Annotated in this window: 23 protein-coding genes; 5 read left to right on the top strand and 18 right to left on the bottom strand. The window is 65.1% G+C overall.

Annotated elements, in window-relative coordinates:
* Nucleotides 1-48 precede the first annotated feature (48 nt).
* From ACE026_RS04705 to ACE026_RS04685, 5 genes are all read left to right on the top strand, one after another.
* Complete coding sequence (locus tag ACE026_RS04705) at nucleotides 49-543, top strand: hypothetical protein (RefSeq protein ID WP_486038170.1); 495 nt, start codon at nucleotides 49-51, stop codon at nucleotides 541-543.
* A 249-nt stretch (nucleotides 544-792) separates the two neighbouring features.
* A complete protein-coding gene (locus ACE026_RS04700; RefSeq protein WP_486038169.1) occupies nucleotides 793-1,527 on the top strand; it encodes a HEPN domain-containing protein in 735 nt (244 codons plus the stop codon).
* A gap of 100 nt (nucleotides 1,528-1,627) precedes the next feature.
* Entirely contained in the window at nucleotides 1,628-1,882 is a 255-nt protein-coding gene (locus ACE026_RS04695) for a hypothetical protein (RefSeq protein ID WP_486038167.1), read from the top strand.
* 126 nt (nucleotides 1,883-2,008) lie between these two features.
* Nucleotides 2,009-2,566, top strand: a complete 558-nt coding sequence (locus ACE026_RS04690; protein WP_486038165.1) for a surface-adhesin E family protein — start codon at nucleotides 2,009-2,011, stop codon at nucleotides 2,564-2,566.
* A 68-nt stretch (nucleotides 2,567-2,634) separates the two neighbouring features.
* A complete protein-coding gene (locus ACE026_RS04685) occupies nucleotides 2,635-2,820 on the top strand; it encodes a hypothetical protein (protein ID WP_486038163.1) in 186 nt (61 codons plus the stop codon).
* Here ACE026_RS04685 and ACE026_RS04680 read toward each other — a convergent pair.
* From ACE026_RS04680 to ACE026_RS04595, 18 genes are all read right to left on the bottom strand, one after another.
* Nucleotides 2,798-5,038: a hypothetical protein gene (locus tag ACE026_RS04680; RefSeq protein ID WP_486038161.1), complete on the bottom strand. Its 2,241-nt coding sequence runs from the start codon at nucleotides 5,036-5,038 to the stop codon at nucleotides 2,798-2,800. The two genes, ACE026_RS04685 and ACE026_RS04680, sit on opposite strands and share 23 nt — an antisense overlap.
* Before the next feature lie 92 nt (nucleotides 5,039-5,130).
* Nucleotides 5,131-6,384 (bottom strand): hypothetical protein, encoded by a 1,254-nt coding sequence (locus tag ACE026_RS04675; RefSeq protein WP_486038159.1) that lies wholly within the window; start codon nucleotides 6,382-6,384, stop codon nucleotides 5,131-5,133.
* Between the two features lie 13 nt (nucleotides 6,385-6,397).
* The gene (locus ACE026_RS04670; RefSeq protein ID WP_486038157.1) at nucleotides 6,398-7,066 is read right to left on the bottom strand and encodes a hypothetical protein; all 669 of its coding nucleotides are present in this window, start codon (nucleotides 7,064-7,066) and stop codon (nucleotides 6,398-6,400) included.
* Complete coding sequence (locus ACE026_RS04665) at nucleotides 7,063-7,506, bottom strand: hypothetical protein (protein WP_486038155.1); 444 nt, start codon at nucleotides 7,504-7,506, stop codon at nucleotides 7,063-7,065. The genes ACE026_RS04670 and ACE026_RS04665 overlap by 4 nt, the downstream gene beginning before the upstream one ends.
* Nucleotides 7,503-8,126, bottom strand: coding sequence for a hypothetical protein (locus tag ACE026_RS04660; protein ID WP_486038153.1), 624 nt, complete (start codon nucleotides 8,124-8,126; stop codon nucleotides 7,503-7,505). Before ACE026_RS04660 ends, ACE026_RS04665 begins: the two co-directional genes overlap by 4 nt.
* Nucleotides 8,123-8,632: a GNAT family N-acetyltransferase gene (locus ACE026_RS04655; RefSeq protein WP_486038151.1), complete on the bottom strand. Its 510-nt coding sequence runs from the start codon at nucleotides 8,630-8,632 to the stop codon at nucleotides 8,123-8,125. Before ACE026_RS04655 ends, ACE026_RS04660 begins: the two co-directional genes overlap by 4 nt.
* Nucleotides 8,633-8,671: 39 nt before the next feature.
* Complete coding sequence (locus ACE026_RS04650) at nucleotides 8,672-11,431, bottom strand: hypothetical protein (RefSeq protein WP_486038150.1); 2,760 nt, start codon at nucleotides 11,429-11,431, stop codon at nucleotides 8,672-8,674.
* Nucleotides 11,431-12,177 carry a hypothetical protein gene (locus ACE026_RS04645; protein WP_486038148.1) on the bottom strand — a complete coding sequence of 249 codons (747 nt, stop codon included), beginning with the start codon at nucleotides 12,175-12,177 and terminating at the stop codon, nucleotides 11,431-11,433. Before ACE026_RS04645 ends, ACE026_RS04650 begins: the two co-directional genes overlap by 1 nt.
* Nucleotides 12,174-12,911 carry a phage adaptor protein gene (locus ACE026_RS04640; RefSeq protein WP_486038146.1) on the bottom strand — a complete coding sequence of 246 codons (738 nt, stop codon included), beginning with the start codon at nucleotides 12,909-12,911 and terminating at the stop codon, nucleotides 12,174-12,176. The genes ACE026_RS04645 and ACE026_RS04640 overlap by 4 nt, the downstream gene beginning before the upstream one ends.
* A gap of 71 nt (nucleotides 12,912-12,982) precedes the next feature.
* Entirely contained in the window at nucleotides 12,983-13,501 is a 519-nt protein-coding gene (locus tag ACE026_RS04635; RefSeq protein ID WP_486038144.1) for a hypothetical protein, read from the bottom strand.
* The gene (locus tag ACE026_RS04630; protein WP_486038142.1) at nucleotides 13,501-13,824 is read right to left on the bottom strand and encodes a hypothetical protein; all 324 of its coding nucleotides are present in this window, start codon (nucleotides 13,822-13,824) and stop codon (nucleotides 13,501-13,503) included. Before ACE026_RS04630 ends, ACE026_RS04635 begins: the two co-directional genes overlap by 1 nt.
* 46 nt (nucleotides 13,825-13,870) lie before the next feature.
* Nucleotides 13,871-14,932, bottom strand: a complete 1,062-nt coding sequence (locus ACE026_RS04625) for a phage major capsid protein (RefSeq protein ID WP_486038141.1) — start codon at nucleotides 14,930-14,932, stop codon at nucleotides 13,871-13,873.
* Between the two features lie 232 nt (nucleotides 14,933-15,164).
* Nucleotides 15,165-15,434, bottom strand: coding sequence for an Acb2/Tad1 domain-containing protein (locus ACE026_RS04620; protein WP_486038139.1), 270 nt, complete (start codon nucleotides 15,432-15,434; stop codon nucleotides 15,165-15,167).
* 215 nt (nucleotides 15,435-15,649) lie between these two features.
* Nucleotides 15,650-16,744 (bottom strand): hypothetical protein, encoded by a 1,095-nt coding sequence (locus tag ACE026_RS04615; protein WP_486038137.1) that lies wholly within the window; start codon nucleotides 16,742-16,744, stop codon nucleotides 15,650-15,652.
* Nucleotides 16,745-16,756: 12 nt separating this feature from the next.
* Nucleotides 16,757-18,802, bottom strand: coding sequence for a hypothetical protein (locus ACE026_RS04610; protein WP_486038135.1), 2,046 nt, complete (start codon nucleotides 18,800-18,802; stop codon nucleotides 16,757-16,759).
* A complete protein-coding gene (locus ACE026_RS04605; RefSeq protein ID WP_486038133.1) occupies nucleotides 18,799-20,400 on the bottom strand; it encodes a hypothetical protein in 1,602 nt (533 codons plus the stop codon). The genes ACE026_RS04610 and ACE026_RS04605 overlap by 4 nt, the downstream gene beginning before the upstream one ends.
* Nucleotides 20,387-20,869: a terminase small subunit-like protein gene (locus ACE026_RS04600; RefSeq protein ID WP_486038131.1), complete on the bottom strand. Its 483-nt coding sequence runs from the start codon at nucleotides 20,867-20,869 to the stop codon at nucleotides 20,387-20,389. The genes ACE026_RS04605 and ACE026_RS04600 overlap by 14 nt, the downstream gene beginning before the upstream one ends.
* Nucleotides 20,853-21,665, bottom strand: a complete 813-nt coding sequence (locus ACE026_RS04595) for a hypothetical protein (protein WP_486038129.1) — start codon at nucleotides 21,663-21,665, stop codon at nucleotides 20,853-20,855. The genes ACE026_RS04600 and ACE026_RS04595 overlap by 17 nt, the downstream gene beginning before the upstream one ends.
* Nucleotides 21,666-21,688 lie beyond the last annotated feature (23 nt).

Below are 21,688 nucleotides of genomic sequence, written 5' to 3'. Positions count from 1 at the left end.
GGTAGAGTTGGAGGTGCGACCCACCCAATCACCACCGGAGACGGACAAATGAAGATCGACAGGGATGTACAGAGGAAGCTACTTCAGCGCCTTGCGGGCGATTACCCGGAGCAGGTTGAAGCACTTGAGCTGGCCCGAGACATTGATCCGAGCGCGCTAGACCCGAACATGGCGTATCTCGAAGAACACGGGCTTGTCGAGGCGACTTTCCTGGGTTCCCTCAATATGGGAAGCCCGCTGATTTTCGGAAAGATCACCGCTCGCGGGATTGATTTCCTAGCGGATGACGGCGGCCTAGGTGCAATCCTCGGCGTTGTAACAATCAAGGTACACGAGGACACGCTGAAGCAGCTTATTGCTTCGAAGATTGAGGCGGCTGATCTACCCCCGCAAGATAAGAAGCGATTCCTTGATCAGCTTCGCGAGCTGCCGGGCGAGACCACCAAACACCTTGCACTGAAGCTTGTGGATGTTGGCCTAGAGAACTGGCACAAAGCACTTCCACTGCTTCAAAGCATGATGGGGCCGAATCCACCCGTATGAAGCGGATGTAGATTTCTGCGTTGAGCCTAACGGTGAGTTCGTCTTCCACGGTATCCACACCGTCGAAGAACAGCCCCTTCGGGGCCAAAACGATCGCGTCCATTGATATCCCTGCTGGCGGTAGGTGCCCCCCACCCTACCCCCGGCACGGGGGCGGTCAACGGACGAGTTATCCACAACACTGCCCCTACTACTCAGGCGGACCATGAGTACACTTTTCGTGGCGCAACGAGCCGTTCAAGAGACGATATGGAATATTCCGAAAAGCCCAAGCAGCGGCCAGTACCGCTTCATGCCAAGGTGAATTTTTTTGCAATCCGCTGCTTCCGTGACACTGGTGACGGTGACTATATCGCTGCCCGAATGGCTATGAGAGCGGGCCTGACGACGCAGTATCTTTGGTCAGCCGAACAAGCTATCGAGAAGTACCTGAAGTGCACACTTATGCTGAATCGCCAACGCACGCAGCACATCGGACACGACATCACGGCAGCCCTCAACGATGTTCGCGACAAGCTAGGGATAGCCATTGAACTAACGCCGATCGAGCAGAGAGCATTCACTAACATCGCCGATTGGAACGTGGACAGATACCTACTAGGTTCGCACCGCGTGAAGGATGTCGAGCTATCCGCGCTTGACCTGATAGTTTGGCGAATCCGCCGGTTTAGCCAGCCCTTGGATGTTGAGCACTACGCTGACGAGCCCTCCAGAGCGATTTTCGACGCGAATGTTCGTAGGTTATTGCACAGCGACGTCGCCAAGCCCAAAGAAGGCTACATCGAAGCCGGCGCACTCGAGCGAATCCTTAGAGAGAAGAATAATCCCGCCAGATCAATGCTCATCTGGAAAAATCTCAGATTTAATGGCGGCAACCGCAAACGCCATTTGGTCTCTTCAGGGTGGAAGATCGTTCACACCCCATTCCAGACCTACGATGACCCTCGCCTGCAGGTAGAGGTCCGCAAGTGGATGAAGATATAGCTAATTTTTCTCAGCGGCCCCGCCCGACGGCGGCCCGGTCGACGGATCGGCTACGATGCGCCTAGGCCCCGGATTGGCCAGGGCTACCAAGGAGACGGTAATGAGCGAAGAGACGATTCACCCGGACACGGATTACCAGCTTGTTCGCGAAATCTACGCTGCCGCAGCAGCAGCCAAGATTGCAGCGCCGCCGCCGGCAGTATCTGGCGTCGCTTTCAGGCCTGGCGGCATCAATTTTGACTCCATCTTGGAGAAGTCCGTGAAAGCGGCCTCTGTCCTGGCGGCATTCGAAGAGAAAAGGAAGAACGAGAGCACGGATGCCTACCTCAAGAGCTTGAGCCCCAAGCAGGGCTGAGGGGCCTGGACTTCAGTGGTGCAACCAAAAGGGCCCGGGCAACCGGGCCTTTCCTTCCCAAGGCGGGCGGCGGCTGGGCGGTGGTACCATCCCGCTGCCCGGAGTGGCCGGGTCATGGAGGACTAGATGAAGGCTCTGATAGGGCTGGCCTTGGTGCTGGTTTCGACAGACGCTGTCGCTCAGGAGCGTTGGCAGTATGCCGGCGATGGGAACGAGGACGAGTACGGAATTTTCCTCGACACCGCGACCCTGGAGCGACGCGGAGATTTTGCGACTGCTTGGTTCGAATACAGGTATACGGGAAAGAATAATGGCGCCCGCGATTCAACTCTTTTCCGGATCAACTGCATCCGCCGAACGATAAGTGTGCAGTCCGCGGCAGAGTACAGCCCGGCCGGTAAGTATGTGCGGGGTCACACAAGTGCCAGCCGTGAGGTGCCGGCTGTGCCGAGAAGCGTCGGCGAGATGCTCTGGGGTGCGGCTTGCCCCGAAGAGGCTAAACCTCAAGGGCTGAGGGACGTGGTGGAACTTGCGCAGCGTCTACGCTCGGAAGACGCGAACTTCGATCAGAAGATCGGCGATTTTGGTCCTACGATTCGCAGCGTCGAGCAGCTGTTCCCCCCTACATTATGGGGAAGTGTTCTTGAGCTCGAATACAGAAAGCTGCCTGATCCCGGCCAGTAGACCGGGCCAGGCTATAAGCAGACCCGCCCCGAGGGGCGGTAAGATCGCGGCACCAGGAGGGAACGACCATGCCGAAGTGGAAGACGAACGACTATTTCAGCCCCAAGAGCTGGGGCCGGATTCAGGAAGAGAAGCGCGACGCCGAACTGGCCAAGGTCAGCGCCAGCCCCTTCTGGCCGGTTGTGGGCATCGCTACTCTCGGACTTCTGGTGATCGCGGGGTTCACATACGTCATTGTGTCGTTTGCTCGCTGAGGCTTTGTTCCGCTGCCGTGGCTGCCTCCGCGATATCCGGATCTCGTGACCTTTCCGCGATTCCATTGAGGACTTGAAGCTGGCTAGCGAGTTCCCCTGTCGGCAGCTCGGACGTGCGGGCCAGCCAGTTCACGTACTTCGGGCTGGTCATGATCCTGGCCAACCCATTCGCTACTCCGGAACTACCCAATGACGAGGCGATCGTGACGAACGCCGCGCCAGCGTTGCCCATTGCCATAGCTGTACCGGCGCCGGCCCCAGTTGTGGCGATCTGGCCGATAAGCGCCTCGCGCCCTGCTGTCCCCGACGGGTTGGCGAACACCTTGGAACCATCCCGGATGCGCGAGGTTGCCTTGGCAATGGTCTCCATGTTGCGCGAGAAGTCCGGCCCGTAGCCGTTGAACAGGATCTTCCTGGCTTCCGGGCTGGTGTTGGCCCAATTCGTCAAAAACGTGGTCATCGAAAACACGCTGTTCTGGTCGTCCTGCTGACTGCCCACCGCGCGGCCCATGCGGCGGATGAACGCCGAGCTGACCATCTTCTTCTCGTTTTCTGGCAGCGCCTGCATGACCGATCGCAGCCGCGTCGGGCCGTCCTTCGCGCCGCTGATCGCCTTTAGGAATGCCTCTTCACCGTCCTTGCTCCCGATGATCGAGTCGAGGTTCTCCAGCTGGTCGACGTACCCAGAGTGGTACTTGTTGGCGTTCTGCAGCGCTTCGGCTGCCCGGGGGTTGCCGGTGGCATTCACCGCCGCCTCCATGTCACGGCTCAGCGCGGCGTAGACCGGGCGCCACATGCTGCGCGGCACATCGCTGCCGAAGTTGGCGTTGTCGATCTCGCGCCCGACCAGGGAGCGCAGCTTCTGCAGCGCTTCGTAGGGCAGCCGCTGATCCACCATGTTGCCCAGCGTGGCGGTCACGTTCTCCTCGATCTGCTCCGCCGTAGGCACGGGCTCTTCGCCGCGCAGGCCGAGCTGCTGCCGCCGCAAGTTGTTCTGCTCGATCGCGCGTGCCTGCGCCTGCAGGTAGCCACGATAGGCGTCCGCCTGTTCCTGCATGCCCGGCTGCGTCAGCAGCGCGTTGACGCCTTGGGTGTCATCGATCAGCCCGCCCTCGATCCCGCCCAGCCGCGCGTTCTGGAACAGGCGCGAGGTAGCCGGCGCTCCCGGGATCGCCTGGTTAAGCTCGGCCAGCGCCGCCTGGGCGTTGGAGATATCCACGCGGCTGTCCTGCGGCATCAGCTGATCCAACTCCTGATACAGCCGGTTGCTCTCCGCGCGCGAAAGCTCCTTGAACCCGCCAGGGCCGCCGATGCCCTGCCGGATAGCGAGGCCGGCCATTTCCGGGTCAACGATCTCCCCGCCGGGAGCCAGCGACGATGCCAGGTCGTCAATGCGGTTGCCGAACTGGCCGGCCTGCCGCTGCGCGAACCGGTCGATGACTCCAGCAGAGCCCGGCACGCTACCCAGCAGGGTTTCGGTGGCCTGCAAAGCACGATTCCCGGTCGCCTGCCCCATGCTCGGCTGTACGCCCGCTTCCGCGAACTCAGCCAGGACCTGACGGATATTGGTGGGATCGTTGCCGCGCATAGCCCCGCGCGCAGCGTTCTGCCCAGCTGCAGAAATCACCCCTGACGTCGGCAACCGCGGCACTGCGCCGGGAGCCAGGCCGCCGGCCAAAGCTGCGGCCAGCTGCAGGCCTGCGCCGCCGCCGGCTTCGCGAGTACCGCCAGCAGCAGCAGAGCCGCCAATCGTACTGGCCACCTGGAGCGCAGGCTGGGCGGTGAGAAATTCCCCTGCCCTCTCGCCGATGCTGGGCAATGCCCGCGGCGCAGGCGCGGCTCGCGCCAAGGTAGGTGCAACGGCGCGGCTGGCCGTGAGACCGCCGCCCGCGCCCAACGTCAGCGCAGTGCCAGTGAGCGCCTCACCCACGTCCCCATAGATGCGGTCCCCGGCCGTCTGCGCTTTCGGCAAACCCAGAGCATCAGCCAGGCGCGCGGCGTTGTCCCTGAAAGAGGCGACAGGACGACCAGTGACCCGAGTCTCCAGCGCACCCAGTGCGTCGCCGCCCAGTGCACCCAGCAGGCTACCGCCGCCCTGGAGCACTGAGCGCAGCCCGAACATGGCGTCGCGCCCTATGCCGTAATCCCATCCGTCAGGTGCCACCGCCTGCACAGCCGGGAGATCAGTGATGGGTGCGGTCGTCGGGGATTCTTCCATCACAAATCCGGGAGGCGGCGGCGGTGCACCTGCGCCGGCCGGAGTGACGGGTTCCAATTCGAAGCCCGGGGGAAGCGGAGGAATCGTGGCCATTATTCGGGCACCCACTGACCGTTACGGAGGACCACCACCTGACCGGTAGCAGGGTTGCGAGCGCGCTGCGGCTGCGGAGCGGGACCACCGAAGGCCTGCGCCGCGCTTCCGCCGGCGCTGGCCGGTGCCGCACGACCGGCGGCAATGCGAGCCGCATCCACGACGTTGTCCAATCGCGCCTGCTTGTCTGTGACCGTATCGTCGGTGTCGCCCAGCTGCGGGAAGAAGGACTTCCTGTAACCCTCCAGCTGCTCCTTCGTGTAGGCCGCACCGGTGCCGAGCGTCAGGGCCGCGTCAAGGATGTCCAGCTGCGCTGCTTCTACGCGCTGGCGCTCGCTGGAATTGACCACGTTCCGAGCGGCCTCCCCAGAGAAGGGAATGTTGCCCGCAAGCGCGGCCAGGATGCCCGGCTTGGCAGCCCCCTCGTCCTCAGCGATCGCGGTGTTCATTTGGCCCAGCGAGCCTTCCAGCCTGGCGAGAAGCGTCGCAGCCTTGCGCTCTCCCTCAGTGGCAACGCCTGCAGACTTCTGGGACGGATCGGCTGGACCGCCCGGGATGAACTCCAGGCCACCGCCAGCTCCCCAGCGGTAGCCGCTCGGTGCCTTCATGGCGCCGCGCCCGCCGCTACCGCCCATCGTGTCGGCGCGATCAAGCGTCATCGCCTGTCGCTCGCGCGCGGCTGAAGCGTTGGAGTTGTTCGCGCTGGCGTAGCTGGCCGCAGCAGAGGCGTTGCGCTGGCCGATGGTGGACTGGCCCACCGGCGTGGTGTGGTACTCCTGATCCGCCTGCAGATAGGGGTTGTAGCCGGTGCCATCGGCGATCTTGGTCATCTCCAGCGGCCCCTTTGCGAGGCCCATGCTGTAGGCGCCGGCTGCGGGCAGGTTGCCCTGCAGGGCCTCCGCGACGATGTTGCCGCGGTTCCCGTACTCCTGCCCCGAGAGCCGGGCCGTCGCGTATTCGTTCGGGTTGAGGCCGGATCCAGCGAAAGCCCCGGCGGCGCGCGCAGACGCAGGGTCCCACCCGGCGGCGATCAGCTCGTCGGACAGTCCGGTCTGCTTCTCCCGCGCCCGCTCCGCCTCCATCGCCTTCTCGCGGCTGAAGCGCGCGGTCTGCACGAGCTGGTCCAGCTGGGCGGCCTTGGCCATGCCGCGGTTGTAGGAGTCCTCGCGACCAGCGCCGCCAAGCCCGGCCAGCGCCTGCCCCACCGACGCCCACCCCTGCGGTGGCTGGCTGTTGGCCTGGAGAATGCTCATCAGGTCTGCCATGTCAGTAGCCCCAGCGCTTCTGCGCGTTGTTGAAGATCTGCCCGTTGTTGGCGGCCGTGATGCCGTTGGCCTGGCCGGAGAGAGACGATGCGTTGGCACCGCCTCCACCGCCGCCGCCAGCAGCACCTGCATAGGCGCTGGCCACCTGAGAGAACGCATCCAGCCCGGCGTTGCGCCGGATCCCCTGCAGGCGCAGCTGAGACAGGAAGTCATCGCTGGCGGATCTGTTCCCGATCAGGCCCAGCGCGGTGCTGAGCTGCGCATTCTGCTGCGCCTCACCCTGCCGCTGGCGCACCGGCGCATCGATGCGGCTCATCAGGCTGGCCGTGTCCCCGGCGTAGTCGCTGATGCCCAGCGCGGCGTCGTTGGCGGCCTGCCGGTAGGCAGACGACACCCCGCCGACCTGCTGCAGTCCGCTGGTGGCCGATCCCTGTGCAGCGCGGACCTGGTTGATGTACTGGTCGAGCATCGAGGACCGCGCAGCATCGCCGTTGTTGCCGGCCCGATCCGCAACGGTGTCCATCACCTCTTTGTCGGCGTCCTGCTGGCGCTCAGAGCGCTGCTGGATCTGCCGACCGAGTTCGTTGTCCTGCCGCTTCTTGGTCTGCTCGCCGTTGTGGTAACTCACACCGGCGCCGATGATGGCAATGGCAGTTGCGACCCAGGTCATTTCGTTTCCCCTTCGATTTCCAGAGCCGCGTCGTCCGGCATGATCACGTAGGCCTCGATCTTGTCGAGGTCGGTTTCGTCGGTCAGGTGGCTGGTGATCAGCACGCTGTCGGCGTGAGCGTAGATGGCGCGCTTCATCCCCGGCAGCGAATCGATCACGTGCGTGCCCTGCAGCTCGACCATGCCGCGCTCGGTGCGCACGGTGACGTGGCCGGTGACGATCAGCGCGTGCCGGTGCCGGTGGCGCTTTCCTACCAGCAGCGTCCCGGCCGGCATCAGCAGCTTTCGCAGGTACTGCCCCGGCAGGAACGAGTGCTCCACCACGAACTCGTGCTGCGGCAGCTTGGCGATGGCGTCCTGCAGGCGGCAGATATCGGCCAGCGTCGGGCAGCTGACCGGCGCCATCATCGCGTCCAGCACAGCAGCGGGAGCCATGCTCATCGCCCACCACCTGCGGCAGCGCCTGCACCGAAGCCCGGCTGATACAGCAGGCCATAGGCCCGACTGCCGCGGCGCTCTTCGGCCATTTTCTGGCTGTTGCTGAAGACGTTGGCCAGACCGCCGAACACGTTGCCCAGCGCGTCTGCCTTCATGCCGCCGCGGCTGCTCTGCAGGTTGGCCTGCATGGCCTGCGCGGCCTGCTGAGCGCCACTGGTGAGGCCCATGCCAGTGCTGGCCTGCGAGATCAGGTTCATGCGCGAATTGTCGTCGGCAGTGCGCAGGTCCGCCGCAGCCTGCTGCGCCAATCGGTCGGCGCTGAGGATGCCGGACTGGTAGTTCTCGCCCAGGGTGCGGTTGGCGTCGATCGAGGCGGTGCCGCCGGTCAGCCCGTTCCGCGCCATCGCGAACTTCAGGCTGCGGTCGGCCACACCCTTCTGCTTCTCCAGCTCGTTGGTGTAGAACGTCCGCGACGCCCCGAGGAAGTCGTTGATGTCCGCCTGCCGCGACGGCCCGCCATAGATCTGGTTGATCTGGTTGACGGCCTGATCGATGTTGTTCTGACGCCAGGATTCCTCCTGCGCCGCCTTGGTCGCTGACCCGTTGCTTCCGCCGCCCATCATTCACCCCGCATTCTTGAAAAGTGGGCGATGTCCTCGCCCTTGAGTCCGTAGCCGCGCGAGACGCCCTCGGGCTGCATGCCCAACGAGCGTTCGAACCACTCGATGGCCTTCTCTCTGGTCGTGATGGCGCTGGTCTGCACGCGGTGCGCCTGCGTCTCCAGCAGCCGGTCGATCAACCAGCGGGTGGCCTTGGTCATCGCACGCCACTCGTCGGCCCAGCCCTGCTCGGATCCGACCATCCAGGACTGCCAGACGCCCGGCGCAACCGGGTGGAAGCCGCCGGCAGCGGCCGGCATCCCATCCCTGCCAACCACCGTGAGCGCGAATGGCGCTGACTGCGCCCAGGTGTTCACCAGCCAGTGCGCCGCGGTGTCCGGGTTGTAGGTCGGCGTTCCCATCACGGCGAGCAGCTGCGCCTGCTCGGTCTCGCGCATGCACTCGGCCAGCGCAACGAGGTGCACCGGCCGGCACGGGATGACGTTTGAGGGCAATCGGGCAATCTGCATGGGCAGATTCTTCACCCTTGGCCATGTCGTTCAACGGACTCACGACATGCCCCTCAGGTCCTGCAGATAGAGGCTGAAGGCGTTCCACTGCCACTGCTCGCTGCCGCTGTAGCGCAGTCGCACCGAGAAAGATGGTGCCGAAATGGGCATTGGGATCACCATGCCTGGCACGGTGTCGGCAGGAACCGTGTAGGCGTCGGTGAATGCCCCTCCGTTGGACTGGTCGTAGCCAAATTCGACAGCGACATCTCCGATCCCGACCATATCGAAGCCGTAGAGGTTCTTCGTGACCCCTGGCTGGCCAAAATCGAGCCATGGCCACTGAATTACGCCCTCGAACGGAACAACATTGCCCGGGGTGACCTCGTCGCCGACCACTTCGTCATCCATCCGGTGGATATAGTCGCCAGACCGCAGGTACAGATCGTCTCCGCGGATAGCCCAATCGTCCACGGCGAAGGGGAAAACGTAACGAGACCAGGCCCCAACCTGGCCAACTCGCGTCATGGTGTAGACGAACGCGGTCGTCGCGCGAGAATAGATGGGGACCGCCGGACGGTACTCGATACGACCCACCCAGTTGCGGCACTGGATGTAGCAGGACTGGTCATCGAAAAGAACTCGCGTCGCTTGGGATCCATCCATCGACGCGTGCAGGACGCGAGAACCTACCAGCGCCCAGTCGGTGATGCTGGCGAACTGGGCGCCGGCAGCCGCGCCGCCCGGGAGAGCCCCATAGATGGCACAGATGGTGTCGCCGTCCACGCCGAACCCACGGAAAGCGCTCAGCGCCAGGCCGAATGCCCGTTCATCGACCAGCACGAGGTCTGCGGAGTACTCCTGGAACCGACCGTCCTGCGTCACAACAAAAATGCGGCCGTCGCGCGCTCTGGTCATCCAGAAGCGGGGGTTTACAGTGGTGCCGACACCTTGGACTACCGCTGATTGGGGGACGGCAGCGCCGGCAGGGTTCAAGGGGAACCTGTAAATCACGTTGTTGACCTGCGAGGTCATGCGCACGCCGATGTAGACCTCGGATTCAGTCATCCAGATGAGGCCGCCAAACTCTGGCGCGTACGAGCTCTCGCTAAACCACCAGGCTGCGGATTTCCCTTGCGGCTGGTAGTAACCCGTCTCCAGCCCCCCCACGATGCTCTTGCAATAACCGAACTGGTCGTCTGCACTGATGCCTACACGATTCTCGTTCATGGCGCGCAGATAGAGCCGGGCATCGCCGAACGTAGACCCATTCCAAATAACGACTTGGTTTTCGTCGGTGGGCGCCAGGAGGTAGTCGTAATGCCTGTAACCGAACGTTCCGCCGGTGGCCAGGTTGTCCGGCGCGTAGGCCGCACCCATGCCTCCATTCTTCAACGGGTAGATATAGGCGCTGCGGTAGGAGCCGCTCAGGGTGATCGTGTTGGTGACAGCGGCCCCGATTACGCCCGGGATCTCGCCGGTTTGTACAGGCCCCGGCATGTCCGGAAACATCAGCCAGTACTGGCCCTGTGCCGGGTAGTAGAGCGCCATCGGAACCGAGCCCGTTGCCATCGCCTCTTGCACCAGTGGGTCAATCGGCATGCCAACGTCGCCCGCCTGGAAGTTCGTGGAGCTGGCGGCAATGCCCACCGTGCGAACGCCCTGCGAGGCAAGGAAGAACAGGTCATTGGAGACAGGGGCCAGCGCTTGATGCTGCGTGCTGCCCAACGGCAGCGCATCTATCAGGGACATGCTTGCCGGGTCTTCATCGATCTGCCACAGCTGGAAGGCCTCAGCGTTGAACGGGATCAGGTTGCCGCGGTAGAGGCCCATGGCCGCCACCGGGTTCGCACCGTAGTTCTGAAGGCCGAAGGGCAGATACCCGGCATCGTCGGTCGAGGTCCAGTCCAGCGGGTTCACAGTGGCGCTGTACTTGATGATGTCGTCGTCCGCGGCATAGACCTTGCTCGCGCCGATCACCACTATCTTCGTGTTGGGGCAGTTTTCGTCCTCAACCCGGCGGGACACGGTCTTCCAGTTGATGGACCCGTCATGCACGAAACCACCGACCTCCGTCGGCCAGGACGGTTCGGTGTTGCCGCTCACATACAGCGGAGAGGCCTGCCAGGTTACGCGCGTGGAAGCCACGGCCTCCCAGATGACGTCGTTGTCGATGACCTGCTGGCCGAGGATAGGAGGCCAAGCCGGCTCGGTGCTGGCCGAGTAGCCTGATTCGTCCTGGACAGCGCGGTAGACCAGCCCGTCAGGCAGCCCGGCAAAGGTGCCGGAGACGCTCAGGTTGTCGCCGAAGATGTGGTGCGTATGGTCCGCCACCGAGAACAGTGCGATGCCCGCGCGCGCGTAGGCGGCGCCGGCCGGGCGCGTGGCTGTCACCTTGGATTGATGCCATGCGCCGCGGCTACCGTCGCTCACGACGTTCCCGCGCTCGGCCGCGATCTGCAACCCGATGGTGTTATACCAGCGGACCTCGACCCAGCCCCTGGTGGCACCGGCGATCGATGCGCCCTGCTGGATCATCGCCGAGGCTTCGAACGTGCTGCCGGTGCTGGGCACAACCAGCTGCGTCCGATTAAGCGCCAAGCCGTCAGCAACCGAGCCGGGCATGCGCACGCACGGGCCGTTGTTGCCGTAGCCACCCGTGGTGACGAACTCGGCGCCACCGGTGAAGTCCCAGTTGGCATTTCCTGCAGAGAAGTCGCCGTTCACCACCTCCGCCGCAGTCGGTGCTGGGGCGGTGATCGGCTGGACGATGTCTCCCGGCTCATAGAGGGTGCCGGGTGCCCAGAGTGGTACTGCCATCAGCTTCTCCCAGAACCGTAGCGGTCCTTGACGTTCACCGGCACCGAGTTGGTGGTGGTGGTGTTTGCTGCCAGCGCGTTCTCGATGTTGGCGTCCTCGTAGACCACCTCACCAGGGTTGGTCGGCCACGCCGGCTCGGTGGTTCCAGAGCGGGCCGTCGCGCCGCTGGTCTCGGTGACGGTGTACTTGAACCCGTTGTCGGTGGTTGGCACGACGACGTCGCCAACCGATCGCCCGACGTTGGGCGCCCAGGGCACGTAGGCGGACGTATCGCTCTCCAGCCGGTAGGCCAAGCCATTCCCGTTGACGGGCCGAACCAGCGCGCCAGGGAAGTAGGTCTTGCCCGGCTGCCACACCTCGCCCTCTTCCAGCCAGTAGTGGAAGACGTCGCCGTTATCGAACTCAGCCACCACATACGGGTAGCCCAAGAACGGCACCGCGAAGTGGATATCCCTCAGCTTTGCGTCGGTCTGGGTCGGATGTCGCAGCACCTCAACCCGATAGTCAGCGCTGGGCGCGCCCATGGACTGGTTGGCGAACACCCAGAAGCGATCACGGAAATAGATGAGCCCGATCGTCCCCGGCGGTACTTGGTAGGCGATTCGGCTGCCGGGGCGCATCTTGATGGTGCGCGCTGCGGTGACATATCCGTTCAGCAGGTCATATACGGAGTCCGCGGACGCTCCTCCCTTGTCACGCAACCGGGTAATGCCCGCCTTGACGGTGGAGAGTGACTGCTGCCTCATCCTTGATCCTCCGGCCAGCCGCCGACCGGAACCGGCCGTACAGCGTTGCGCGGGTCGGACGTACCCGGGATGTAGCGTCGGGTCAGGTGATCGCCACGGACCAGGTCGCGGACGTAGGACGACAGCTGAGAAGCGTAGTTGCCAGCGTCGGGCTGGCCGTAGTGCGCCTTGGCGTTGGCCAGGGCCAGCAGGAAGACTGCTTCGGGATCCACGGTCGTGTAGTCACCGTCGGCGGCCAGAGGCATCAGGCCGAACTGGCCCTTGATCCGCAGCTGCCAGGTCGCGTCCACCGGTGCCGGCCACAGCTCGATGCACTGGCGGACCTCGTAGTGGCTGGGGATGCCCGGGCCGCGCGAGGTGTACATGACCGGGTCGATGCCGCTGTAGAGCGGACGCCAGTTGCCGTCGCCCTGCGACAGCCCGGCCCAGCTGATCATGCGCGGATCCAGCCGCTTCGTGCACTCATCCGCGTTGGCGTCGAGGTCGTAGAAGCGGGTGCCGGCCACGAGGTTCCAGGTGTAGAAGCGCTCGCGCCGGAGACCCGAGTAGCGCCGGAACAGCAATTCCTGCGCACTGGTGATGAAGTCGTTGAGCAGGTCGGCCATGCCCGGAGGCGGGTTGCTGGCCTGCGCGGCGAACCCCAGGCGCCGCAGCAGACGCTTCCGCATCGCAAGCAGCGTGGTTCTGGGATAGTCGTCGTCGCACTCGCAGTTGTAGCTGATGGGATCTGCCATTGTCGTTCCCGATGAAAAGACGGCCGACCAGGTCACCCCGGCCGGCCGCCACCCTCGCCGCCAGCGGGGGATTACTGGTTGGCTGCGCGCGCGGTGCGCTCGGCCTCGATGGCGCCATGGACGCCCTTGCGATCCTTGCCGCCTGCTTCTTCCTGCTCCAGCGCGTCCAGCTCTTCGTCGGACAGACTGGCCAGGCCGGCAGTGATGTCATCGACCGTGCCGTCCAGCAGGCTCGGCTGGCCTTCCTGCTTCGACGCCTGCTTACTGGTCTTCGACGCCTGCTTGCCTTCGCTGCCGGCCTTGATGCCCAGGCGCTTCTCCAGGTCACGCAGCTTCGGGAAGAGCACCTTGCGGGCGCGGTCGCCTTCGGCCGTCGACTGATACTTGGAAACCAGGCCGTCGAAAGCCTTCTGCACGTCGAAGTCCTCGACTTCCACGTCGCGCGAGCTGTGTTCGAACACCAGCTCCTCGCCGTAGATCTCTTCGAGGATCGACTGCTCGTAGTCCGGCACTTCGACCGGGATCTTCGTGCTGGCATCGCGATCGATGAGCAGCAGAACGAACGTCAGGGTGGTCAGGGACTTGGCCATTACTGGACTCCTTCGAGCGTCAGCTCGGTGGCCGCCGCCGGCGCGGTGGTGACGTTGGCGCGGATGTAGTTGGGCAGGTCGGGAATCTCCACCGGGAAGGTGGTCGCCGAGTTGAGGGTCATCAGCGTGGTGTAGGTGCCAGCCACGCCGGCGGCCGTCTTGGGCGCGCCCTGCAGCTGCACCACACCGGTGCCGAGGCCGCCGGCCGGGCCGAACAGCAGGCCCTCACGGCCTTCGCCGCCCAGCAGCGGGGTGACGTCCAGGGCAACGGCAGCGCCTGCGCTGACAGTGGCCGGGACCGCGATCTTCTTGATGTTGGGCATTTCAGGTCTCCCGCCGGCGAGGGGCTGCCCCGCCGGCTGATAGGGGTCAGGCGATCGAGAAGACCGCGTTGCTGTTGCGCTTCTTCGTGGTCAGGCCGTAATCGGCCGTCTGCCCGAAGTAGTGCGTGTAGCGGTCGTAGACGCGCGGCGGGGTGCGCTTGATCATCCAGCGGCCCTGGACCGGACGCAGGGTCAGGGTCTTGCTGTTGAGGAAGTAGCCGCGCTTGGTCCACGGGTAGGTAATCGCACCCAGGCGGGCGTCGATGACCTCGAAGGACGGATCCCACACGACCGGCACGCCCTTGAACGACAGCGCCTTGGTGGACGGGTCCAGGGTGATACCGCCGGTGGCGTTGGCACCGATGGTGATCTGGCGCGACATCACCTTCAGGGCGTCGGCCTGGATGGCGTCGTACATCGCCGCGCCCACGAAGATGGCGTTGGGCTGGCCCATCTTTCCGTAGGTGATGGTCTGGCGCCACAGGGTTTCCATGCGGCTGATCAGGTTGCCGGCGGTGGCCGTGCTGATGCCCATGTCGGCGAAGTTGCGCCAGTACGGCGAGGTGGCCGCGTCGATGCCGCCGATGACGCCCACGGTCGGGGTGGTGCTGACCAGCGCGTCCAGGCCCGGAACGGCCTTCGGGTTGGTCGAGCCGTCCAGATGGACCTCGATGTCCCAGTTTTCCTGGAAGCCATCCTTCAGCGTCGACCAGTTCTCGTCGAGCAGGCTGACGATCTGGATCTTCTCGGCGTCCGACATGACGGCGTTCTTGTCGTCGGTCAGGATGATGCCGTTGTTGGCCAGCTCGGTCTCGTTCAGCGTGAAGCCGTCGTGCGCTTCGTAGTGCTGGAACGGGGCCTTCCGGACGGTGTCCTTCCGGTTGTAGGTGACCTGGTCGTCACCGGTGTAGTTCTGGTAGTTCGAGTCGTTCGAGATGCGCACCTTCTCGTTGAAGATGCCGTTGCCGAAGGTCGAGTCCTTCTTGTTGGCGATCAGCCAGGACGCGAACGGGCGCTCGGTGGAGAACTGGTCGATGGGGTCGTTTGCCGCGTACGACTCCATCTGACGATTGGCACCAGCCAGCAGCTGGGCAGTGGTCAAGGGCATGGTTGTAGCCTCGAAGGGAAAGAGAGGAGGCCCGTGGGGCCTTTGGTCTTTCCGCGCTCGAGGAGTGCGAACCCTCTTTCTGCACTACCGGTGGCGAACCCGGCTTACGTCACACGCGGTGTCGGCATCTGCCGATGGGGGCGACTATGCGCGAGGGGTCGGGACTGTCAACGGACATGAAAAACCCCGCCGGAGCGGGGTCGTTGGAAGGGGGTCGCGTTTCGCTATCCCCTTAGAAGCTGGACGGCTTGGCCACGGCCCGGGTCAGTGCCATCAGGCCAGTCTGGAAGTCGGTCTTGGCGATGGACGACCAGCGGTAGCAATCGTTCTTATCGCCCTCGATGGCGGTGTTGGTCTCGTTGACCTTGTCGATCAGGGCATGCAGCTCAGCGCCCTTCGCCTTGATCTCGTTCATCAGGTCGATCTCGGCCTGATTCAGCTCACGATAGCCAGTGATCTTGCGGTCGGCGGGCGCTGCGTCTTTCTGGTTTGCATATTCCATAGCTGGCGGCTCCGTTGGTGGGTGTTGCGGAAAGAGCGGTCAGAATCGCAGCCTCCCGCCCATGTGCAACGGACACAAAAAAGCCCCGGACGTGCCGGGGCTGGTATCAAGTTGCTGTGAGGCGGGTGGCCGCTTTATAGGTCAGCCCCACATCCTGTAGCGAACGATCAGGATGGCGTGGATCTGCCGCGCCAGCTTCGACGGCACCGGCCAGCTCATCGGCCCTGCGCCTGTGCTTCCGCCACGCCGAAAGCGAAGGCATCCGACGGGTTCTTCGGGGTGGCCGGCACTGCCGGAGCGGCGCTGGCGCGGGCCGGGTTGTTCGGGCGAGCGGTCACCGCCGGTGCTGCAGCATGGATGGCCGGCAGGCGCAGATAGGCCTGATGGGCAGCAGATGCCCACTGCGCCGGTGGCAGCGTCGACTGGATGATCTCGATCGCCGGCAAGAGGTACGCGAACTTCTGCTGGAACTGCGGATCGCTCGCGCGCAGCTGGGCGCCAAGGTCGGCTACCGCCTGCAGGCCCTTGTCCTCTTCCTGCTTGGACTGGCTGACGCGCCGCTGGTTCTGCTGCTGCTCGGTCTGCAGCACGCCGCGCTGACGGTGCTGGACCAGCTCGACGGCTGCGGCGCGGTCCATGTCGCCGGTCTTCACCTTCTCGGCCAGGTCCGGATGCGCGGCCAGCGGATCGAAGCCCGGCGCTTCACGGCCCAGCTTCTCGCCCAGGAACTTCAGCTCAGCCTCCATCGTCTCGTAGGCGCGGTTCATGCGCACCGGGTCGCCGGAGTTGATGTCGGTCAGGTACAGCAACGTGGCGCCGAACTGCTGCGGCGTGGTGCCGGTGGACTGGATGGTCTGCTCCCAGTCGGTCACCTTGTCGGCGCGGCCACGGAGCGATTCGGCTTCGCTGGCACGCTCAGACAGCTCACGGAATCGCTTCTGCGTGCGCTCGTTGGTGATGCCCAGGTCCTTGATCTCGTCCTCGACAGACTTCGGGGCCTCGGGCTGGGCCGGTGCAGCGGGTGCGGCAGCGGGCGCGGCGTTCGGATCAGCGGCAGCCGGTGTAGCAGGCTGGCCGGCCTCGCCTTCAGCGGGTGCCGCAGGTGCGGCGGGATCGACCACCGCGGCAGGATCAGCCGGCGGCACCACAACGGGCGCAGCTTCGGCGGTCTCAGCGGCGCGGGCTTCTTCCACACCAGTGGTGAATGCGTCCAGCTGCTCGGTCGCAGGCGCTTCCACCTGCTCGGTGACGGTCTGGTCGGTGTCGGGCGCAGGCGCGGCGGCCTGCTGGGTTTCGTTGATGTCAGGCATGGTGGTCCTCGTTTAGGCGGCGGGGAGTTCGGGCGGCAGCATTTCAGGCGGCAGCTGCATGCCGGGGTCTTGCATCGCCAAGGCGGCGGGATCGTTCGCCGCGGGCAGCGGCAGGCCGTCGGGGCCAGGTGCGCCGGGCATGCCGGGCACCATCGGCAGCTGCGGGGGCAACTGCGGGATGATCGAATACGGGTCGATGCTGGTATCGCCGGTGCGCTTGATGGTCTCCACCACCAGCTGTTCCAGCTTGTCGGCGATGTCCTGCGGCGTTGAGCGGCGCATCTCACCGATCTGCATCACCGCCTGCTGCAGCTGCGGGAGAAGCACAGACCACTGCTGTTGCTTCACGGCCGTGGCCGGCTTGCCCGACGACCCGGCGCGGATATCAACGGTCACCAGCGCCTCGATGAGCGAGACCTGGTCGGTGTTGATCCAGAAGGCCTCCGGGCCAGCAATGTTCACCACGTCGTCCTGCGTGAGGCCGTTGGGCGACATGGCCTGCTCTGCGGTGTACTGGGCGAAGTCGCTCAGCACCTCGTCCAGGGTGTCGCGGGCGTAGCCGATGCGCGACTCGGTGCCCTGCTGCTGAATGTCGGCCTCGGTGGCGGTCTTGGCCACAGTGATCGTGGACGACAGCGCCTCCTGGATGCCCCAGATCAGCTCCAGCTCGGAGCGGATGGTGGAGGTGTCGTAGAGCGCCGGGTCGATCTGGTTGTACTGGATCGGGAACACCACCGTGTTCGGCGATGCCCCGTTGAGGTTGAGCGGGATCATTTCCCCGATCCCGCCCGCCTTCATCTTGTTGGCTTCATCCGGATCTACCGCGCCGGCATCGAAGCCCAGCTTCGGGATCGATCGGCGGCGATGCTCGCGGTAGTTGGTGCGGATCCGGTCGTACTCGTCCAGCAGCTCGCGGGAGCGGTCCACCAGAGACTGCGGGTGCCGGCGACCATCGACCCACAGCGGCGCCCACTGGAAGAACGGGTAGAAGCGGCTGGACGCCTGATCCGGCGTCACCCACGCGCGCAGGTAGCGCTTCAGCCCCACCGCGATGGTGGCGAACTGCCGGGTCTTCAGGTTCCAGATCTCCCACAGACAGACGCAGGCCTCATCGCCACTGGCCGTGGACTGGCCGGCGCTGCCGGTCGAGTAGGCGTCCGCGTCGCTGTCGGTGATCTTGCCGGCGTCCTTCTCGGTGTCGGTCGGACGGACGTTGTAGAACTTGGTCGCGCTGTCCAGGCGCTCGGCATGCTCGGGATGCGCGGCCTTGGCGTCGGCCAGCGGCATGAAGATGCGCTGCGCGTTCCACGGGCTGTTCACGTAGTCGCGCAGGCACGGCAGGGACACAGCGCACTGCATGTCCTCGGCGCGCACGAAGTCGAGCACGAGCGCACTGGAGATCACCGTCTCCACGCCCTGCTCCAGGCTGGCAATCTGCTGCTCGAGCATGGCGCGCAGTTCGTCCGGGTTCGGGGCATCGCCCTCGGCCAGCTGGCGCTCGGTGTCCTGCAGCGCGGCGATCTGGGCACGCAGCGAGCCGATCTGCTGGTCGGTGGCCGGATCCCTGTCCGTCTCGCGGTGCCATGCCGCCTTGAACCAGCCGATGCCCACGCTCAGGCCGGAACGCACGAAAGGATCGGCCACTGCCTTCAGCCTGCCCTTCTTCCACAGCGAGTCGATGACGATCTCGAGCGTGCGCGACAGCATCTTCGCGTCTTCGGTGCGGCTGGAGCCCGCGCTGTCGGCCGGCTGAACGCTGGTCTCCGGGTTCCGGGCGTACAGGAAGCCGGTCAGGATGTTCACGTAGGTGGCCGCGATCGGCACGGACACGTCGAACACCTGCGGGTCAGAGGAGCCGCGGCAGTAGCGCCGGTCCCGCGCGTAGCCCTTGCGGGCATCCTTGTCGAACTCGCGGGCGAACTCGATCCGCTTGTGCCAAGCCGCTACGTCAGCCTCTTCCTGCAGGATCCGGTCGGCCTCGGCCACCCGCTCCTGCTCGGCCATCGCATCAGCGTCCAGCGCGTCCACGAAGGCGAAATCGTTGGTCTCGGGCGTCACAGGTTGTTTCTCCTACGGGCAGCGACGTCGTTGTCGTCGTCGGGCTGGGATTCCAGCCATCTGCGGGTATGGGGCACGAGGTTGTCCCGGCGTTCAACGGACGGTTTGTGCGCATCACGGATGTCATCGAGCGCTCGACCGATCAGGCCGCACACGTCCACGCCGTCATCCTGGTTCCCCGGCAGGCCGTTGAAGGCCACCAGCTGATCGACCAGACGGTTTGCCCAAGCCTTCCCGCGCGGCAGGTGGATCGTCCCGGCATGGGCTCGGGCTCGGAAGCCCGCCACCCGCGAAACCTTGTCGCTGACGCTGGGCAGCCACTCGCGCATCACCCGGACCTGCAGCTCGCGGGTCAGGCGCGCACGCAGCGGGCCGATGGCCTTCTCGATCACACCGGACTCGCCATAGGTCATCACCGGGCGCCAGCGCTTGGCCAGCTTCAGCTCGGCGGTGATGGTCACGTCGGACTCGTCCTGCCCGTACCACCAGTCCCGGATCCAGATGTCGCCCTTCTGGTCCACGCCGAAGATGCCGTGTTCGGTGTAGTCGGGGTCGTTGGTGAGCGACTTTTTCGTGACCGCGTAATCGCTGGCGCCGTAGATGCGCAGCTGCTTGGGCACCTCGTCCTCGTCGTACCACTCGAACCACGTGGCCTCGAACTGGTTGCCCTCGTCCGGGCGGGGCCGCTGCTGGTACAGGCTGCTCCAGGTACGCGGCTTCTGCTCGTACTGCCGCCAATGCTCAGGCGGGAACCACTCTGGCCACAGGTACTCGCCCACTGCCCGGCCCAGCGGATCGTCGGCACGCTCGGCGCGCGCGGGCAGGCACAGCACGTCCCACACCTGGCCATCGCGGCACGTGATCGGCCCGCTCTGGCCGCTGTAGTCCTCCGGCAGGATGGAGCCGGCCAGGTCCTCAGGATGCCATCGCGTCTGGATCAGGATGACGCTGGCGCCGGGCTTCAGGCGGGTCAACAGGTCATCGTCGTAGGCCTCGCGGGTCTTCTTCCGGATCGTCTCGGAGTTGGCCTCCTCACGGCCGGCCACCGGGTCATCGATGATCAGCAGGTCGGCGCGCGCGGAGGTGACGGCGCCCAGGATGCCGGCGGCGAGCAGGCCTGAATCGTTGGTCAGCTCCCACTCGTTCACCGCCGAGCTGCCGGGCTTCAGCATCACCCGGTCCGGCCAGATGGAGGCGTATTCCTCGCTGTTGACGATTGCACGGCACCGGCGGGACTGCCGCTCTGCCGGGGTCGACGCGTAGCTGCACAGGATGACCTTGTAGCCGTCGCGCTGGGCCAGTGCCCACGGCGGGGTGACCACACTGGCGTAGGTGGACTTCGCCGAGCCGGGCGGCAGGAACAGCATGAGGCGGCCCATCGGCGCGCGGATGCAGCGCTCGACAGCCGTCAGGATCAGACGGTGATGTGCGGCCAGGCCGGACTCGACCGGCTTGAACAGCCACTCGGTGCGGTCATCCGCTACCGGCGCGCCAGGGATGCTGATCGCCTGGGCGAAGCCGATCAGGGATTCACGAGCCTTCCGCCTGCGCAGCAGCTCGGCCGCCGCGTCGGCCTGCCGAATCTCACTCAGCGCCACGGAGGCCCCCTGCGGCAATCGCCAGCAGGTCGGCATCGCTCAGCTGGCGCGGGCTGTGGATCTCGACCGGGTTGTCCTTGTCGCCCTTCAGGGTCACCGCCTCGCCGTAGCGCTTCGGGTCCCACTTGGCCAGCAGCTTCAGCCGCGTCTCGATCCGCAGCTTCGAACGCTGGATGTGATCGTGGTCCGGGACGATGCGCCCGTCGGTGGTCTGGGTGTAGTCGCGGCTGCCGTCATCGGCGATTTCCAGGCACTCAGCCGCCAGGGCATCGAAACCTTCCTCGCGTGCGCGCGCGATAGCTGCGGAAACGGCTTTGCCGCGCGGGCTGTCCTCATCCGCCCAATCCTTCACAGTCCGGTAGGCAGGCATTCCCTCATCACGGCAGATCTGGGCCATCGGCTCACCTTCCGCCAGACGCGCGCAGATGTCGCTCACCACCTTCTCGCTGTACTTACTGGGTCGCGCCATACCGAACCCCAGTGGCCAGACAGCTGATCCTCTCCATCTCTTGCTGCCCGGGCCAGCGGATCACCCCTGCCTTGTGGGCTAGGTCTCGCGTCTCCCACGTAGGGGGCAGCTCCGATCCGGCCGACAGCACCACGGTGTAGCGCTGCGGGTACGGGATGAGGTGTGTGTAGTCGTGCCTGGTGTAGAGGCGCCTCGGGAACAGCAGTCCCTCTCGTGGAATCCTGACCGGTTGCCCATGGAACGGGCCGCCTACCGTGACAGCCATGACGTGCTCGGCATCCACCCACCGGCGCAGGAACCAGTCGTAGCGGCAGCGCGTCTTGGCACTGAGCCTTCGCGTGGGTGCGGGTGTGGGTGTGGACTGCCCTGCCAGCCAGCGGATGCCGGCCATGAGCTGCCGGTAGGGATACCCCATCTCCTGATGCAGCCGCAGCGCCAGGGCGCGGAGGTTACCGCCTGCGCTGATCACCTGTTGGGCCTCGCGGTATGCGCGAACCTTGTCCTCTTCCTTCATGGCACTCGGTGAATCGGCAGTTCCCAGGGTGCAAAGGTCGGCGCCATCCGAAACGCCCGCCGCAAGGCGGCAACCCTGTGCTGCCTGCACGCTGTTGACGACACCTGCGTGCTGGTCGCCCCGGTACTCTTTGACGCCCCGGGTGGCGCCTTCAGCGTGGTTCTGCCAGCCAGGGATCGGCCGGGTATCGGTCGGCCTGACGCTGCCATCGGCCCCAACGATCGAGGCGTGCGGGTCGGTCAGGGAATGCAGTCGTGATTCGGGCGTCTGGCGGTCGCTCATGGGCCTATTACGCGCCCGCCGCC

It is taken from the genome of Stenotrophomonas sp. AGC87 (genome assembly GCF_057333975.1).
The sequence above is the reverse complement of the archived record's forward strand: the minus strand, read 5'-3'. Positions and strand labels throughout refer to the sequence as shown.

What these genes read in the sequence shown, in the direction of transcription:
- ACE026_RS04645 (WP_486038148.1), bottom strand. Translation starts at nt 12,177, where the DNA reads ATGAGGCAGCAGTCACTCTCCACCGTCAAGGCGGGCATTACCCGGTTG.
- ACE026_RS04680 (WP_486038161.1), bottom strand. Translation starts at nt 5,038, where the DNA reads ATGGAAGAATCCCCGACGACCGCACCCATCACTGATCTCCCGGCTGTG.
- ACE026_RS04700 (WP_486038169.1), top strand. Translation starts at nt 793, where the DNA reads ATGGAATATTCCGAAAAGCCCAAGCAGCGGCCAGTACCGCTTCATGCC.
- ACE026_RS04695 (WP_486038167.1), top strand. Translation starts at nt 1,628, where the DNA reads ATGAGCGAAGAGACGATTCACCCGGACACGGATTACCAGCTTGTTCGC.
- ACE026_RS04640 (WP_486038146.1), bottom strand. Translation starts at nt 12,911, where the DNA reads ATGGCAGATCCCATCAGCTACAACTGCGAGTGCGACGACGACTATCCC.
- ACE026_RS04625 (WP_486038141.1), bottom strand. Translation starts at nt 14,932, where the DNA reads ATGCCCTTGACCACTGCCCAGCTGCTGGCTGGTGCCAATCGTCAGATG.
- ACE026_RS04660 (WP_486038153.1), bottom strand. Translation starts at nt 8,126, where the DNA reads ATGATGGGCGGCGGAAGCAACGGGTCAGCGACCAAGGCGGCGCAGGAG.
- ACE026_RS04650 (WP_486038150.1), bottom strand. Translation starts at nt 11,431, where the DNA reads ATGGCAGTACCACTCTGGGCACCCGGCACCCTCTATGAGCCGGGAGAC.
- ACE026_RS04675 (WP_486038159.1), bottom strand. Translation starts at nt 6,384, where the DNA reads ATGAGCATTCTCCAGGCCAACAGCCAGCCACCGCAGGGGTGGGCGTCG.
- ACE026_RS04705 (WP_486038170.1), top strand. Translation starts at nt 49, where the DNA reads ATGAAGATCGACAGGGATGTACAGAGGAAGCTACTTCAGCGCCTTGCG.
- ACE026_RS04670 (WP_486038157.1), bottom strand. Translation starts at nt 7,066, where the DNA reads ATGACCTGGGTCGCAACTGCCATTGCCATCATCGGCGCCGGTGTGAGT.
- ACE026_RS04595 (WP_486038129.1), bottom strand. Translation starts at nt 21,665, where the DNA reads ATGAGCGACCGCCAGACGCCCGAATCACGACTGCATTCCCTGACCGAC.
- ACE026_RS04630 (WP_486038142.1), bottom strand. Translation starts at nt 13,824, where the DNA reads ATGCCCAACATCAAGAAGATCGCGGTCCCGGCCACTGTCAGCGCAGGC.
- ACE026_RS04615 (WP_486038137.1), bottom strand. Translation starts at nt 16,744, where the DNA reads ATGCCTGACATCAACGAAACCCAGCAGGCCGCCGCGCCTGCGCCCGAC.
- ACE026_RS04600 (WP_486038131.1), bottom strand. Translation starts at nt 20,869, where the DNA reads ATGGCGCGACCCAGTAAGTACAGCGAGAAGGTGGTGAGCGACATCTGC.
- ACE026_RS04665 (WP_486038155.1), bottom strand. Translation starts at nt 7,506, where the DNA reads ATGAGCATGGCTCCCGCTGCTGTGCTGGACGCGATGATGGCGCCGGTC.
- ACE026_RS04690 (WP_486038165.1), top strand. Translation starts at nt 2,009, where the DNA reads ATGAAGGCTCTGATAGGGCTGGCCTTGGTGCTGGTTTCGACAGACGCT.
- ACE026_RS04655 (WP_486038151.1), bottom strand. Translation starts at nt 8,632, where the DNA reads ATGCAGATTGCCCGATTGCCCTCAAACGTCATCCCGTGCCGGCCGGTG.
- ACE026_RS04685 (WP_486038163.1), top strand. Translation starts at nt 2,635, where the DNA reads ATGCCGAAGTGGAAGACGAACGACTATTTCAGCCCCAAGAGCTGGGGC.
- ACE026_RS04620 (WP_486038139.1), bottom strand. Translation starts at nt 15,434, where the DNA reads ATGGAATATGCAAACCAGAAAGACGCAGCGCCCGCCGACCGCAAGATC.
- ACE026_RS04635 (WP_486038144.1), bottom strand. Translation starts at nt 13,501, where the DNA reads ATGGCCAAGTCCCTGACCACCCTGACGTTCGTTCTGCTGCTCATCGAT.